10 protein-coding genes are annotated in these 14,915 nt (G+C 61.9%); 4 read left to right on the top strand and 6 right to left on the bottom strand.

Annotated features, from left to right (window positions below; genetic code table 11):
- Positions 1–92: 92 nt before the first annotated feature.
- The 3 genes from KUIN1_RS00475 to KUIN1_RS00465 are packed head-to-tail and all read right to left on the bottom strand — an operon-like array spanning position 93 to position 3,063.
- On the bottom strand, positions 93–905 hold the full coding sequence (locus tag KUIN1_RS00475) for a sulfite exporter TauE/SafE family protein (protein ID WP_024650592.1): 813 nt from the start codon (positions 903–905) through the stop codon (positions 93–95).
- Positions 898–2,151 carry an NAD(P)/FAD-dependent oxidoreductase gene (locus KUIN1_RS00470; RefSeq protein ID WP_152091764.1) on the bottom strand — a complete coding sequence of 418 codons (1,254 nt, stop codon included), beginning with the start codon at positions 2,149–2,151 and terminating at the stop codon, positions 898–900. Before KUIN1_RS00470 ends, KUIN1_RS00475 begins: the two co-directional genes overlap by 8 nt.
- 27 nt (positions 2,152–2,178) lie before the next feature.
- Entirely contained in the window at positions 2,179–3,063 is an 885-nt protein-coding gene (locus KUIN1_RS00465; protein WP_011266170.1) for an MBL fold metallo-hydrolase, read from the bottom strand.
- A gap of 266 nt (positions 3,064–3,329) precedes the next feature.
- Here KUIN1_RS00465 and KUIN1_RS00460 point away from each other — a divergent pair, with 266 nt between their 5' ends.
- Positions 3,330–4,649 (top strand): sigma-54 interaction domain-containing protein, encoded by a 1,320-nt coding sequence (locus KUIN1_RS00460; protein WP_032657209.1) that lies wholly within the window; start codon positions 3,330–3,332, stop codon positions 4,647–4,649.
- 676 nt (positions 4,650–5,325) lie between these two features.
- Here the strand turns inward: KUIN1_RS00460 and KUIN1_RS00445 are convergent.
- Positions 5,326–5,895, bottom strand: a complete 570-nt coding sequence (locus KUIN1_RS00445) for a xanthine phosphoribosyltransferase (RefSeq protein ID WP_003401587.1) — start codon at positions 5,893–5,895, stop codon at positions 5,326–5,328.
- A gap of 51 nt (positions 5,896–5,946) precedes the next feature.
- Positions 5,947–7,956 (bottom strand): DNA helicase Rep, encoded by a 2,010-nt coding sequence (rep, locus tag KUIN1_RS00440; RefSeq protein ID WP_152091763.1) that lies wholly within the window; start codon positions 7,954–7,956, stop codon positions 5,947–5,949.
- Positions 7,957–8,160: 204 nt separating this feature from the next.
- Between rep and KUIN1_RS00435 the strand changes: the two genes are divergently transcribed.
- Positions 8,161–9,825: a putative bifunctional diguanylate cyclase/phosphodiesterase gene (locus KUIN1_RS00435; protein WP_103713866.1), complete on the top strand. Its 1,665-nt coding sequence runs from the start codon at positions 8,161–8,163 to the stop codon at positions 9,823–9,825.
- A gap of 12 nt (positions 9,826–9,837) precedes the next feature.
- Here the strand turns inward: KUIN1_RS00435 and KUIN1_RS00430 are convergent, their stop codons facing one another.
- Positions 9,838–11,220, bottom strand: coding sequence for a NorM family multidrug efflux MATE transporter (locus tag KUIN1_RS00430; protein WP_024650567.1), 1,383 nt, complete (start codon positions 11,218–11,220; stop codon positions 9,838–9,840).
- Between the two features lie 158 nt (positions 11,221–11,378).
- On the opposite strand from KUIN1_RS00430, the gene KUIN1_RS00425 reads away from it, so the two are divergent.
- Positions 11,379–12,299 (top strand): LysR substrate-binding domain-containing protein, encoded by a 921-nt coding sequence (locus KUIN1_RS00425; RefSeq protein ID WP_024641759.1) that lies wholly within the window; start codon positions 11,379–11,381, stop codon positions 12,297–12,299.
- Between the two features lie 186 nt (positions 12,300–12,485).
- The gene (locus tag KUIN1_RS00420; RefSeq protein ID WP_024640681.1) at positions 12,486–14,462 is read left to right on the top strand and encodes a methyl-accepting chemotaxis protein; all 1,977 of its coding nucleotides are present in this window, start codon (positions 12,486–12,488) and stop codon (positions 14,460–14,462) included.
- The last annotated feature ends 453 nt before the right edge of the window (positions 14,463–14,915 follow it).

Genomic DNA, 14,915 nt, shown 5'->3' with positions numbered 1-14,915 from the left:
AACACCCCCATTAGGTCGGATTGGTGTCCAACTTCTTGGGGGCAGTCCACCGCGTGGGAATGCCTTTCCGGACGCTCTGCGTCCTCGGGCTGTTATCGCACGGACAACGCCAGCATGAACGCGGCGACGATGCCGCATACAGCGAACAGTTGCTGCAGGCGTGGGCCGGCGAGGTAGCGGGCGACTTGTCTGCCGATGATCAGACCGATGACTGCACCCAACGCGAACGGCGCGCCAACTGCCCAATGCATAACACCACTCAACGAAGCGGTAATGACGCTGCCGGTCGAGACCAGGGCGATCACCGCCAGTGACGTCGCCACGACACTTTTCATGTCCAGATCGCTGTAGCGGGTCAGCGCCGGAATGATCACGAACCCGCCGCCCACTCCCAACAACCCGGACAGCAACCCGGAGCCCACGCCGGTCAGCGTCAGTGCGCGCAGGCAGGGCATGGTCCAGCGCAGGCGGCCCTGCAGCGGGTTGAGCACGCAGGGCAGTATTTCCGCACGCGGCGCCGGCTTTCCGTGGCGCAATTCGCGGCTGGCCCTGATGAACATGCGTCCACAGGCGTACAGCAGCACGACCGAAAAGACCAAAGCCAGCGGCGTATTGGGCAGTCGATGAGCGAGCCACAGGCCCAGAGGCGCAATCAGCACACCAATGGACGCGATGTACCCGGCCGCGCGATAGCGAACGATGCCCTGACGCAGCCCCAGTACCGCACCGATCCCCGCCGCCAGCCCGACGGCCAACAGACCGACCGGCGCGGCTTCGACAATCGACAGGCCAAGGCCGAAGACCAGCAGCGGCACAGCGAGAATGCCGCCGCCTGCGCCGGTCAGCGCCAGTACCATGCCGATGACGGTCCCCAGGCCAACGCCCAGCAACTGATGCTCATCCATGCCGGGTGTCAGCCTTTTGCGGTTTGGCCAGCCACTCACGGCCTTTGAGCATGCCATGCCAGTACAGCGCGGGCAGCACTCGCGCTTTCAGCCACCAGGCCAGTCGGGTTGGCTGGCGACCGTCCAGCAGCCAGCGCGGAAAGCTCGGCGCGACCTTGCCGCCATAGGTGAATTCGGCCAGCACGATGCGGCCTTTCTCGACCGTCAGCGGGCACGAGCCGTAACCGTCATACACCGCGGACTCACTCCGACGACCCAGCGCGACCAATACGTTGTTGGCCACCACCGGTGCCTGCTTGCGTGCCGCTGCGGCGGTCTTGGCGTTGCTGGTATTGGTGGCATCGCCCAGGCCATGCACATTGGCGAACTGGCGGTGCTTCAGCGTGGCGGGGTCGACGTCCACCCAGCCCGCAGCATCGGCCAGCGGGCTGCTGCGGATGAAGTCCGGGGCAATCTGCGGCGGCACTACGTGCAACATTTCGAAGCTTTGCTCGACGGTCTCGCTGCTGCCATCGGCTTGCGTGCGGATGAAGGTCGCGCGTTTGCCAGGCCCGTCGACGGCGACCAGCCGATGGCTGAACTTGAGGTCAATGGCGTAGCGCTCGACGTACTTCATCAGCGCCGGCACATAGTCGGCGACACCGAACAGCACGCCACCGGCGTTATAGAACTGCGTATTGATCTGCGCGAGACGGCCGCTTTTCAACCAATGATCGCAGGACAGGTACATGGCCTTCTGCGGCGCACCGGCGCACTTGATCGGCATGGGCGGCTGGGTGAACAGCGCGCGGCCCTGTTGCAGGTTCTGCACCAGCTTCCAGGTATAGGGCGCCAGGTCATAGCGATAGTTGGAGGTCACGCCATTGGCCCCGAGCGTTTCCACCAGCCCGTCGATAGCCGACCAGTCCAGCTTCAGGCCGGGGCAGACCACCAGTTGCTGATAGCCGAGCACGCGGCCGTCGGCCAGCGTCAGCGTATTGTGCTGCGGCTCGAAGGTCGACACCGCAGCCTTGATCCACTGCACGCCTTCGGGAATCAGCGAGGCCATGCTGCGCGCCGTCGACTGCGGCGTGAAGATCCCCGCACCGACCATGGTCCAGCCGGGCTGGTAATAATGGGTATCGGCGGGGTCGACCAGGGTGATCTGAAGGGTGGCGTCGCGGGCGAGCAGGCTTGCGGCAGTGGCGATACCGGCAGCACCGGCACCGACGATCAGGATCTGACAGGTAGTTGTCGAAGCATTCATCACAGGGTTTCCCAAGGCGGGCAGCGGTCAAAGGGCATTGAGCGGGATCTTCAGGTAGACGACGCCGTTGTCTTCCGGCTCGGGAAAGTGGCCGCAGCGCATGTTGACCTGCACCGCAGGCAGCATCAGCACCGGCATGTCCAGCGTCGCGTCACGGGCTTCGCGCATGCCGACGAACGCGTCTTCATCCACCCCGTCGTGCACATGGATATTGCTGGCGCGCTGTTCGGCAACCGTGGTCATGTATTTCAGCTCACGGCCATTGGGCAGGTAGTCGTGGCACATGAACAGCAGGGTTTCCGGCGGCAGCGCCAGCAGCTTCTTGATCGAGCGATACAGCGTGCGCGCATCGGCACCCGGGAAGTCGCACCGAGCGGTGCCGTAATCGGGCATGAACAGCGTATCGCCGACAAACGCGACCGTGGCGTCACCGACTTGCACCAGGTAACTCATGCACGCTGGCGTGTGCCCGGGCGTGTGCATGGCCTTGACCTCAAGCGCGCCGAGGGCGAACGAGGCGTTGTCTTCCAGCAGCACATCGAACTGACTGCCATTGCGGGCAAAGTCAGGCGGCGCGTTGAACAGCGTGCCGAAGGTTTCCTGCACCGCAGTGATATGGCTGCCGATGACAATTTGCCCACCGAGCCGCTGTTTCAGATACGGCGCTGCCGAGAGGTGATCGGCGTGCACATGGGTTTCGAAAATCCACTGCACCGAGGCGCCCAGCGCCTGCGCCCGTTCGATCATGCGGTCGGCCGACTCGGTTCTGGTGCGGCCGGACTTGGGGTCGTAATCGAGCACGCTGTCGATCAGCGCACATTGCTTGCTGTGCAGGTCCATCACCAGATAGCTGATGGTCCAGGTATGCGTGTCGAAGAGCGCTTCGACATGAAGTTTTTCACCGATGATCATGTGCAATTCCCGTGGCTGTAAATCGCCTCAAGGCCCGTTTGGCCAGGCCGGACGGTTGGCAGTCGTTGCCATGATGTCTCAATAACCATGCCAATCACGGCAAAGCCCCTTCAGGCTAATAAATACAAGGCGTTTTGCGGTTTTGCAAAACACCCTGATGGCCTGCCGCAGGTCGCTGACTGCCACATTCTGGCAGTCATTTGGCAGTCCGTGGCACAAGCTGGCAGGCGAATGGGTTAAGCTGCGCCCAGCCCACAGGAGCACCCATGAACCTCATAGCCACCGATTTTCCCGGCAGTCGCATGCAGTCGCTGGTGTCATACCTCGAACACGATCTGCGCCCGACCATCGTGCTCGATACCGACTACAACATCATTGCCGCCAACACCGCCTACCAGCGCCAGTTCGGCGTCGAAGGCACGCCGCATGTGGGCGAGAAGTGTTATCGGGTGTCGCATCAGTTTGCAGTGCCGTGCGATCAGGCCGGTGAGCATTGCCCGATGCGCAAGGCCCATGAAACACGGCTCCCGGAGCGTCTGCTGCACATTCATCACACGCCGCGCGGCCCCGAGCATGTGGATGTGGAGCTGCGGCCGATTCTCGACGATCAGGGTGAGGTGATCGCTTATGTCGAGCGACTGAGCTCGGTGGCGGTAGCCTCCGTTCAGCCGCAGCAACATGGGCTGGTAGGGCGCTCGGCGGCGTTCAAAGAAGTGCTGGGCGCTCTGCAACGCGCTGCGCCCGCGCAGATTCCGGTGTTGCTGCAGGGCGAGTCGGGTACCGGCAAGGAATTGTTCGCGCGCGCACTGCACGCCAGCAGCGCCAGGTCCGCCGGACCGCTGGTGGTGGTCGATTGCACCGGGCTTACCGAAACCCTGCTGGAAAGCGAGCTGTTCGGCTATGAGAAGGGCGCGTTCACTGGCGCATTGCAGCGCAAGACCGGTCTGGCCGAAGCCGCTCATGGCGGGACGTTGTTCCTTGATGAGATCGGTGAAGTGCCGCTGGCCATGCAGGTCAAGCTGTTGCGGCTGATCGAATCGGGCAGTTTTCGTCCGGTGGGCAGCCTGCGCACGGTGCACTCGGATTTTCGGCTGGTGGTGGCCACCCATAAACCGCTCAGGGAGATGGTCGCCGACGGCAGCTTTCGTCAGGATTTGTTCTACCGCATCAGCGCCTTTCCGATTCGCCTGCCGGCCCTGCGCGAACGCAGCGACGACCTGCCGCTGCTGATCGACAGTCTGCTGCAACGCATCGCGCCCGGCGCCGCTCCGCGTGTCGACGCCGAGGCCATGAAGCTGCTGAGTTTGTACAGTTACCCCGGCAACATTCGCGAGCTGCGCAACATACTCGAACGCGCCCGTTTATTTACCGACGACGGCGTGATTCGCGTGCAGGATTTGCCCGCCGAAGTACGCGGGCAGGGCGAAGCGGTTGGCGTGACGTACCGCCAGCAGGACGACGGCCTGGAAAAACTCGCCCATGCGCTGCGAGTGTTCAACGGCTCGCGCAGCGAACTGGCCAGAGAACTGGGGCTGAGCGAACGCACCCTGTATCGACGTTTGCGTGCCTTGGGGATTCCGCGCTAAAGCACTCAGTCCTGCACGGACGCTATGACGCAGAGCGTCACGAACGGCATTCCCACGCTGGAGCGCGCGGGACGATCATCACAACTATCGTGCGGCGCTCCGCGTCGCATGCCTTTCTGGACGCTCCGCGTCCTCTTGCGACGCAGAGCGTCGAGAACTGCATTCCCAAGCTGGAGCGTGAGGAACGATCATCACAACTATCGTGCGGCGCTCCGCGTCGCATGCCTTTCTGGACGCTCCGCGTCCTCTTGACGACGCAGAGCGTCGAGAACTGCATTCCCACGCGGGAGCGTGAGGAACGATCATCACAACTATCGTGCGGCGCTCCGCGTCGCATGCCTTTCTGGACGCTCCGCGTCCTCTTGACGACGCAGAGCGTCGAGACCTGCATTCCCACGCTGGAGCGCGCGGGACGATCATCACAACTATCGTGCGGCGCTCCGCGTCGCATGCCTTTCTGGACGCTCTGCGTCCTCTTTTGCGACGCAGAGCGTCACGACCTGCATTCCCACGCTGGAGCGCGCGGGACGATCATCACAACTATCGTGCGGCGCTCCGCGTCGCATGCCTTTCTGGACGCTCCGCGTCCTCTTTTGCGACGCAGAGCGTCACGAACTGCATTCCCACGCTGGAGCATGCGGAACGATAGGTGTCCGGGAGAACGCCCTCGGGAGCCTTACTTGAACGTCACAACGCCACCGGCCAGGGATTCGACCCGCGCCAGGGATTCGACGCGATAGCCCTGGGCGTCCAGTTCGGCGCGGCCGCCCTGGAAGGATTTCTCGATCACGATGCCCAGCCCGGCCACCGTGGCGCCGGCCTGTTTGATGATCGAGATCAGCGCCTGTGAGGCTTTGCCGTTGGCCAGGAAGTCATCGATGATCAGCACGTTGTCGTCGCTGCTCAGGTGGCGCGGCGAGATTGCCACGGTGCTTTCCACCTGCTTGGTGAATGAGTACACACTCGCCGTCAGCAGGTTTTCGGTCAGGGTCAGGGACTGGTGCTTGCGGGCGAAGATCACCGGCACGCCCATGTTCAAACCCGCCATGACTGCCGGCGCGATGCCGGAAGCCTCAATGGTCACGATCTTGGTCACGCCAGCGTCGGCAAACAGTCGGGCAAATTCATCGCCGATTTCCTTCATCAGCGCCGGATCGATCTGATGGTTGAGAAACGCATCGACCTTCAGCACCTGATCGGACAATACGATGCCTTCTTCGCGAATTTTCTTGTGCAGTGCTTCCACTTCAATTCCTTGGCTGCGCCATTGCGCAATAAATGATCAATAGGGTGTCGGCTAGCGTTTCAGCATGGCGCGAATATCGGCAAGCGCAGTGTTGCCGCGAACCGCTTTGACTTCCGTCGGGGTGTCGTCATTGCCTTCCCAGGCCAGGTCGTCCGGGGGCAGCTCATCGAGAAAGCGGCTTGGCGCGCAGTCGATGATTTCACCGTACTGCTTGCGCTTGGCGGCAAAGGTGAACGCCAGGGTCTGCCGCGCGCGGGTGATGCCCACGTAGGCCAGGCGGCGCTCTTCTTCGATGGTGTCGGCTTCGATGCTGGAGCGGTGCGGCAGGATTTCTTCTTCCATGCCCATGATGAACACATAAGGGAATTCCAGGCCCTTGGAGGCGTGCAAGGTCATCATCTGCACACCCTCGGCACCGTCTTCCTCTTCCTGCTGACGTTCGAGCATGTCGCGCAGGACCAGCTTGCCGATGGCTTCCTCGATGGTCATGCCGCCTTCTTCGTCCTTCTCCAGCGTGTTTTTCAACGCCTCGATCAGGAACCAGACGTTGCTCATCCGGTAATCGGCAGCCTTTTCGCTGGAGCTGTTCTGCCGCAGCCAGTTCTCGTAGTCGATGTCCATGACCATGCTGCGCAGCGCGGCGATGGGATCGTTCTGTGCGCACTGCTGGCGCACGCCGTCCATCCAGCGCTTGAAGCGCTGTAAACGGTCGGTGAATCGGCTGTCCAGATGCTCGCCCAGACCGATCTCGTCGGTGGCGGCGTACATCGACACCTTGCGCTCGGTGGCGTAGTTGCCGAGCTTTTCCAGCGTGGTCGAGCCGATCTCGCGACGCGGAACGTTGATCACCCGCAGGAAGGCGTTGTCGTCGTCCGGGTTCACCAGCAGACGGAAATAAGCCATCAGGTCCTTCACTTCCTGGCGGCCGAAAAAGCTGTTGCCGCCCGACAGTCGATACGGCACCTGATGGTGCTGCAATTTCAGCTCGATCAGCTTGGCCTGGTAGTTGCCGCGATAGAGGATGGCGAAATCGCTGTACGGGCGGTCGGTGCGCAGGTGCAGGGTGAGGATCTCCATGGCCACCCGCTCGGCCTCGGCGTCTTCGTTGCGGCAGCGGATCACGCGGATCTCGTCGCCATGGCCCATCTCGGACCACAGTTGTTTTTCGAAGGCGTGCGGGTTGTTGGAGATCAGCACGTTGGCGCAGCGCAGAATGCGGCTGGTCGAGCGGTAGTTCTGCTCCAGCATCACCACTTTCAACGACGGGTAGTCGTCCTTGAGCAGCATGAGGTTTTCCGGCCGCGCACCACGCCAGGCGTAGATCGACTGGTCGTCGTCGCCCACTACGGTGAACTGATGGCGCGTACCGATCAGCAGCTTCACCAGCAGGTACTGGCTGGCGTTGGTGTCCTGATATTCGTCCACCAGCAGATAACGCACCTTGTTCTGCCACTTTTCCAGGATGTCGGCGTGTTCCTGGAACAGTTTGACCGGCAGCAGAATCAGATCGTCGAAGTCCACCGCGTTGTACGCCTTGAGCGTGCGCTGATAGTGGGTGTAGACGATGGCGGCGGTCTGTTCCTTGGGGTTGCGGGCGTTTTCCAGCGCCTCGGCGGGCAGGATCAGGTCGTTTTTCCACGAGCCGATCATGTTCTTGATCTCGTCGACGCCGTCGTCGCCGGAATACTCTTTCTGCATGATGTCGGTCATCAGCGCTTTGACGTCAGTCTCGTCAAAGATCGAGAAGCCCGGTTTGTAGCCCAGCCGTGTGTGCTCCTTGCGGATGATGTTCAGGCCCAGGTTGTGGAAGGTCGAAACCGTCAGGCCGCGTCCTTCACCGCCTCTGAGCAGCGTACCGACCCGCTCTTTCATCTCGCGCGCGGCCTTGTTGGTGAAGGTCATGGCGACGATGTACTGGGCGCGAATACGACAGTTCTGGATCAGATGCGCGATCTTGCGGGTGATCACGCTGGTCTTGCCGGAACCGGCACCGGCGAGCACCAAAAGAGGGCCGCCGACGTAGTTCACGGCTTCCTGCTGCCGGGGATTGAGTCGGGACATGGCGGTATGAAGAGTCGTCTGTAAAAAAGGTCGGGCATTTTAACAGGCCCACGGTTTTGTGCAGTGCTCATCGTCGTCAGACAGTGACTGCTATCTAATTCTTCTGTTTTTGTTACATTTGCGCCGCGACGCGCGATACGTGTATTTGTCGCGCTCCTGCGAGAGAGCGGCCACCGGTTTTTCCTTTGCACTTAGGAAGTTAGATTGCCTACACCTGTCGAACCCTTGCGATTGCTGCTTTTGGCGCACGAGCCCTTCTGGCAGGCGCTGCTGAGCGGCTGCCTCACTGCGCCGGGAAGCAACGTGACACTTCTGCATGGCGCGAACTGGGACGTTTTCAGCGCCCGCTACGCTAACGAGCGCAACACCGTGCTGCTGACCACGCCTGACCTGCAGCCCAGGACCGGAGCCTGTCTGTTGCCTACCGTGGTGCTGCTTGAGGCCGAACCGCTGGTCGGACCGACCGGCGTCAGTGACTGGCTGGTGCGCGACGCCTTGACCGGCGACACGCTTCGGCGCTGCCTGCGCTATGTCCACGAGCGCAGTCGCCTGGAAGACAGCCTGCGACGTCTGGTCGGCCAGGACCCGTTGACCGGCATCGCCAACCGCCAGGGGTTTCAGGCGCTGCTCTCGGCTCGCCTGAGCGAAGGCGGCAGCGTGGCGCTGGGGCATCTGGACCTGGACAATTTTCGCCGCGCCAACGATTCACTGGGGCATCAGGCCGGTGATCGACTGATCCTGCAAGTGGTGGCGCGCTTGAAAAACCAGCTCGATGCCGGTGATCAGATCGCCCGCCTGGGGGGCGACGAATTCGCCTTGTTGATCGACACCCGAACAGCCCCCGAACGCGCCCTGCAAATGGCCGAACGTATCACCGACGTGCTGGCCGAACCCTATTGGGTCGATGGCGAAAGCCTGTTGCTGGGTTGCAGCCTGGGCATCGCTCACTCCCAGGCCCAGCCCGAAGCCGACCCGCTGATGTGGCATGCACATATCGCCATGCGTCAGGCCAAGAGCATGCAGGGCTGCACCTATCACCTGTTCGACGAGCGCATCAATCGCAACGCCCGCAGCCTCGCCGATCTGGAAGGTGAACTGCGCCGTGCCTTGCGCCGCGATGAGCTGGAACTGCATTACCAGCCGCGCCTGTGCCTGGACAGCGGGCGTGTCGTCGGCCTGGAGGCACTGGTGCGCTGGCGCCATCAGGAACGCGGGCTGCTGCCGCCCAGCAAATTCGTGCCACTGGCCGAGCAAAGCGGCCTGATCGTGCCGCTCGGCTACTGGGTCATCTTCCGCGCCCTGCGTGACATGCAGGCCCTGCGCGAACAGGGCTTTGCCCCGCTGCACATGGCGATCAACCTGTCGTTCCGGCAGTTTCAGGACAGCCAGTTGCTGCCGACCTTGACTCGCCTGATCGCGGAGCACGATGTCGACGCGCGCTGGCTGGAGTTCGAACTGACCGAAACCGCGGTCATGCGGCGCAGCGATCAGGTCAGGCAGACCATGGACGCATTGCGCCAACTGGGCGTGCGCTTTTCGCTGGACGATTTCGGCACCGGCTATTCGTCGTTCATGCACCTCAACAGCCTGCCCATCGCGCTGCTCAAGATCGACATGACTTTTGTCGGGCAGATGGAGTTACGCGAAGAGAACCGCAAGCTGGTCAACGCCATGATCAATCTGGCGCACAACCTGAACCTGGAAGTGGTCGCCGAGGGCGTGGAAACCGCCGGGCAACTGGAGTTGCTGCGCAGTTACGGCTGCAATCAGGTGCAAGGCTATCTGATCAGCCGGCCGCTGCCGGTGGAAGAACTGGTGACCTATCTGCGTTCGGAAGTGGCACACGCCGATACCTCCAGATCCGGGTGACGGTGCACCGGATCAGCCCGGCACCGGCAACCCGGCTGCGTCCTGACGCAACAGCCGCGCCGTCTTCCATTCAAATGCGTAGGTCAGCGCCACGGCCGAGCAGAACAGGCCCAGCGCCAGCCCCCACCACACGCCTGAAGCGCCAGCATCGGTAGAGAAGCCGAGCAACCACGCGGCAGGCGCAGCGATCAGCCAGTAGCAGCCCAGGCCGATCAGGAAGGTGGTGCGTGCATCCTTGAGCCCACGAATGGCGCCCATGGCAATGGTCTGCGTGCCGTCGAAAAACTCGAACAAGGCGGCAATCGCCAGCAGTTTTGTGGCCAGTACCACGATCTCGGCGAACGCCGGGTCATTGATGTCCAGAAACAGGCCGATGACCAGATGCGGTGCCAGCCAGAACAGCAGCCCGAACATGAGCATCACACAGCCGCCGAAACCGATACCCAGACGCCCGGCCATGCGCACCATCAACAGGTTGCCCGCGCCATAATGCTGGCCGATACGCATGGTGACCGCGTAGGACATCCCCACCGGAACCATGAACGCCATGGACACAGTCTGCAGGGCGATCTGGTGCGCCGCCATCTGCGTGCTGCCCATCGCGCCCATGCAGAACGCCGCAAAAGTGAACAGCCCGACTTCCACTGCATAGGTGCCGCCAATCGGCAAACCGAGGCGCCACAGCTCGCCCAGGTGGCTGCGTGACAGTTTCGAAAGCCCCTTTCTGATCGGGTACGCGGCGTAGGCCGGATGCAGCCTGATATGCAGCGCCAGCGCCAGGGCCATGCAGTTGGTGACGATCGCGGTGACCAGCCCGATGCCCATCAGCCCCAGGCTGGGCAGCCCCAGCCATTGATGGATAAACGCGTAATTGAGCACGAAGTTGGCTGCCGCACCGGCCAGGCTGATGGTCATCACCGGCCCCGCGCGACCCAGTGCGCTGGTGAAGCCGCGCAATGCCATGAAGCTGAGCAGGCCGGGCAGGGCGAAGGGCAGGGTGATCAGAAATTGAGCCGCCATGTGCACGTTGGCTTCGGCCTGACCGAACTGCAGCAGGATGGGTTCGAGGTTCCACAGCAACAGCGCGGCAACCAGCGCCATGCCCCAGGCCAGCCACAGACCGGCCTGGGTCAGACGGGTCGCGCCTTCGGTGTCGCCGGCACCATGACGGATCGAAACCAGCGTGCCGACCGCGGCCATCACGCCGACGCAAAAGAACGACACGAAGCTGTACGTGGCAGCGCCCAGACCACCGCCGGCCAAGGCTTCCGGGCCGATCTTGCCCATCATCACGGTGTCGGTGAAGACCATCAGCATGTGCGCCATCTGTGACGCAATCAGCGGCCCCGCCAGGCGCAGGATGATCCAGAGTTCTTTGAGGGCGGAATGCTGCATGGTGACGGTGCTCTACGGCAAAGGGACGATTGAGCGATGTATTCTGGGCAGTTGCCCGGCTAAACACAAAACGATAAATCCGATGCTCAGCATGACTAAAACTCATCTGAAGCAATTTGCAGTAAAGTGGCTGCTCACCGTCCGCAGGAAGCGCCCTCATGCCTCGCAGTCTCCCTCCTCTTTACGCACTAAGGGCTTTTGAAGCAGCTGCGCGGCATACCTCGTTTACCCGAGCGGCCGAGGAACTTTCGATCACCCAAAGTGCAGTAAGCCGGCATATTCGTACCCTGGAAGAGCACTTTGCCTGCCGTTTGTTTCAGCGCAACGGGCGTAACTTGCAGCTCACCGAATCGGCACGCGCGCTGCTGCCCGGTGTGCGCGACGGGTTCCTGGCATTGGAACGCGCCTGCAGCACCTTGCAGACCGACGAGGGCATTCTGCGCATGAAAGCCCCGTCGACCCTGACCATGCGCTGGCTGCTCGCGCGGCTCAGCCGTTTTCGTCATCTGCAGGTGGGCAACGAGGTGCAACTGACCAGCGCGTGGATGGAAATCGATGCGGTGGACTTTACCCAGGAGCCTTTCGATTGCGCGATTCTACTCAGCCAGGGGCATTTCCCGTCGGACTGGGAAGCCACACTGCTGTTTCCCGAATTGCTGATTCCGGTCGGTGCGCCCACCTTGTTGCAGGACCCGCCATGGGACGTGGAACGGCTGGCAAAGGCTGAATTGCTGCATCCCACCCCTGATCGCCGTGACTGGCGCACCTGGCTGAACCGCATGGGTCTGGCCGATCAGGTGTCGCTCAAAGGCGGGCAGGTGTTCGACACCCTGGAGCTGGGAATGATTGCCGCAGCACGCGGCTACGGTGTGTCGATGGGCGACCTGCTGATGGTCGCCGAGGACGTGGCGCAGGCGCGTCTGAGCCTGCCGTGGCGCACGGCGGTGTTCAGTGGCGAAAACTATTATCTGGTCTGGCCGCGTACGAGGCCCGGCGCAGAGCGGTTGCGACGCCTCAGCGATTTTCTTCAGGCGGAGGTGGGTGCCATGAAGTTGCCGTTAGTTGAAGTACTCTATTAAAATTTAGTTTAATATTGAACTGCCATCATCTGTAAATGTCTCGCTCCGCTCTCAAGTAACGACCTTGATGGCCGAAGCATTGCTTGAAGATTGCTCGTTCAAATAGCGTAAAAACACCAACTAAATCTATCAGCTGAATGGTAAGCCACGGACCCGGCGACTCCAATCATTCGGCACGGAGTCTCTATGTCCAAGCCTCGTACCCGAATTGCTTCGCAACTTGGTATTGCTCTGGCCGTGATCCTGGCGGTGGTTATCAGTGGTAGTACCCTGTTCGCGTTGAGGTCTCTGGACGCGTCCAACCTGGTCATTCGTGAAGAGCACATGTCGAGTGAAGCCAGGCTCCTCGCTGACCAGCTCAACACTTTCCACAGCACGCTGCGCGACAGCACTCAGCGCCTGAGTGGCCTGTTCGAAAAACGCTTCGCCGCTGGCCTTAGCCTGCAAGCCGACAAGCCGGTCACGGTGGCGGGCACATCCACGCCAGGCCTGTTCCTGCGTGATGCCGCGCTGAACAACGACTTCACCGAAGTCGATGAATTCCGCTCGATGACCGCCGGCGTCGCGACCATTTTCGTGCGCAGCGGCGACGACTTCATCCGGATCAGCACCTCCCTGAGCAAGCAGGATGGCACCCGCGCCATCGGCACCGTGCTGGACCGCAAGGGCGCAGCCTACGAGCGTTTGATCGCCGGGCAGAGCTATGTCGGCAAAGCGGTATTGTTCGATCGCTATTACATGACCCAGTACAGCCCGGTCCGCGACAGCAGCGGCAAGATCATTGCGGCGCTGTTCGTAGGGTTCGATTACACCGATGCGCAGAAGACCCAGTTCGATAACCTCAAGAGCTTCCGCATCGGCTCTACCGGCTCGCTGGCGCTGCTCGACGAAAAGGGCACCTGGCTGGTTCCACCGGCGGGCGTCAAATCCCTGGAAGGTGCCGCCAAGTCCGTTGCCGAGCTTGCCAGCAAACCAGGCAAGGCGCAGTTCTGGGATGACGGGGATGACAACTATTACAGCGTCGGCCAGCCGTTCGCCGGCGGCCCCTGGACCGTCATCGCCAGCATGCCGCGCAAGGAAATCAGCGAAGTGACCTGGCACGTCGGCACGCAACTGGCGATCGGCAGTCTGCTGGCCATGCTCATCGCCGTGATCAGCGCCATCTGGTTGCTGCGCAGCAAGCTGCGCCCACTGTCCGAACTGGTACGCCAGGCCGACGCACTGGGTGCCGGCGACCTGAGCGTACGCCTGAATGTGACCAGCAACGACGAGATCGGGCAGCTGTCCGGCAGCTTCAACAAGATGAGCGAAGCGCTGTCATCGATGGTGTCGCATATCCGTACCGCGGCGCAGGAAGTCAGTACGCGTGCCAATGCGTTGTCCGGCCTGTCGGGCGGTGCGTTCGAGGGCATGGAGCAGCAATCCGGCGAGATCACCAGCATGGCCGGTGCCGTCGAAGAGTTCAGCGCCACGTCGATGAACATCGCCGACAACATGGGCAATACCGAACGCCTGGCCCAGGAAAATGCCCAGCAGACACGCATCGGTCGTACTTCGATGGAAGAGGCGTCTTCGTCGCTGCAACAGATCGCCACTTCGCTGAGCAGCACCGCCAAAGTCATCGACACGCTGGGCCAGCGCTCGCAGGAAATCGGCAGCATCGTCGGGGTAATCACCTCGATTGCCGACCAGACCAACCTGCTCGCGCTCAACGCGGCCATCGAGGCCGCGCGCGCCGGCGAACAAGGTCGCGGCTTTGCCGTGGTGGCTGACGAAGTCCGCAGCCTGGCCTCGCGCACCCGTGAAGCCACCGATGAGATTTCCGGCATGATCGCCAGCATCCAGCAGGAAACCGGCAACGCCATCAGCACCATGCAGCAGGGCAATACACTGATGCAGGAAGGCCTGTCGCTCAACGCCAAAGTGGCCTCCGCGCTGGCCCAGATCGACGAGCAAAGTCGCTCGGCCGGTCACCAGTTCGCCGCCATCACCACCGCCACCCAGGAACAAAGCAGCACTGCGACCATGCTCAGCAGCAACCTGCAAAGCATCGCCATGGCCAACAGTGAACAGCGCCAGGTCATGTCCAACCTGGCCATCACCGCCCAGGAGCTGAATGGCCTGGCGACAGAACTGCGTCACGAGGTTGACCGGTTCCGTTGATGGCTGCTGAAGGGCGCACGATTATCGCGCCGACGCTCTGCGTCGGAGAGCGATAGCGGCTCTCAAGAACACCATCGTACCCATGCTCCGCGTGGGTATGCCGCTCTGGACGCTCTGCGTCCGGTCCTGAATGTGTGGCGTGACGCAGAGTTATGACGCGCAGCGTCACGAAGAGCAGTCCCACGCTGGAGCGTGAGGAACGATAGGTGCTCAAGGACATCATCGTACCCATGCTCCGCGTGGGTATGCCGTTCTGGACGCTCTGCGTCCGATTTTGAGCGTGTAACGTGGCGCGAAGCGCTACAAAGGGCATCCCCATTTGGGAGTGTGAAGAACGAGACGCGAATGGGCACTGATTTATGACACTTTTATTTCAATGAAATCCGCGCTGTGCGATGCTGGCGCCAAGGCCAATGGCCGACTAAAAGCTTAGTAGAGCGTTACACCCATCCC

This window comes from Pseudomonas sp. KUIN-1, assembly GCF_009176725.1.
In the GTDB taxonomy this organism is placed as follows: domain Bacteria; phylum Pseudomonadota; class Gammaproteobacteria; order Pseudomonadales; family Pseudomonadaceae; genus Aquipseudomonas; species Aquipseudomonas fragariae.
This window is presented reverse-complemented; position numbering and strand designations above follow the sequence as displayed.

Bases quoted from the DNA above. Each gene is read 5' to 3' on its own strand.
- KUIN1_RS00430 (WP_024650567.1), bottom strand. From the start codon at position 11,220: ATGCAGCATTCCGCCCTCAAAGAACTCTGGATCATCCTGCGCCTGGCG.
- KUIN1_RS00475 (WP_024650592.1), bottom strand. From the start codon at position 905: ATGGATGAGCATCAGTTGCTGGGCGTTGGCCTGGGGACCGTCATCGGC.
- KUIN1_RS00460 (WP_032657209.1), top strand. From the start codon at position 3,330: ATGAACCTCATAGCCACCGATTTTCCCGGCAGTCGCATGCAGTCGCTG.
- rep (WP_152091763.1), bottom strand. From the start codon at position 7,956: ATGTCCCGACTCAATCCCCGGCAGCAGGAAGCCGTGAACTACGTCGGC.
- KUIN1_RS00425 (WP_024641759.1), top strand. From the start codon at position 11,379: ATGCCTCGCAGTCTCCCTCCTCTTTACGCACTAAGGGCTTTTGAAGCA.
- KUIN1_RS00465 (WP_011266170.1), bottom strand. From the start codon at position 3,063: ATGATCATCGGTGAAAAACTTCATGTCGAAGCGCTCTTCGACACGCAT.
- KUIN1_RS00420 (WP_024640681.1), top strand. From the start codon at position 12,486: ATGTCCAAGCCTCGTACCCGAATTGCTTCGCAACTTGGTATTGCTCTG.
- KUIN1_RS00470 (WP_152091764.1), bottom strand. From the start codon at position 2,151: ATGAATGCTTCGACAACTACCTGTCAGATCCTGATCGTCGGTGCCGGT.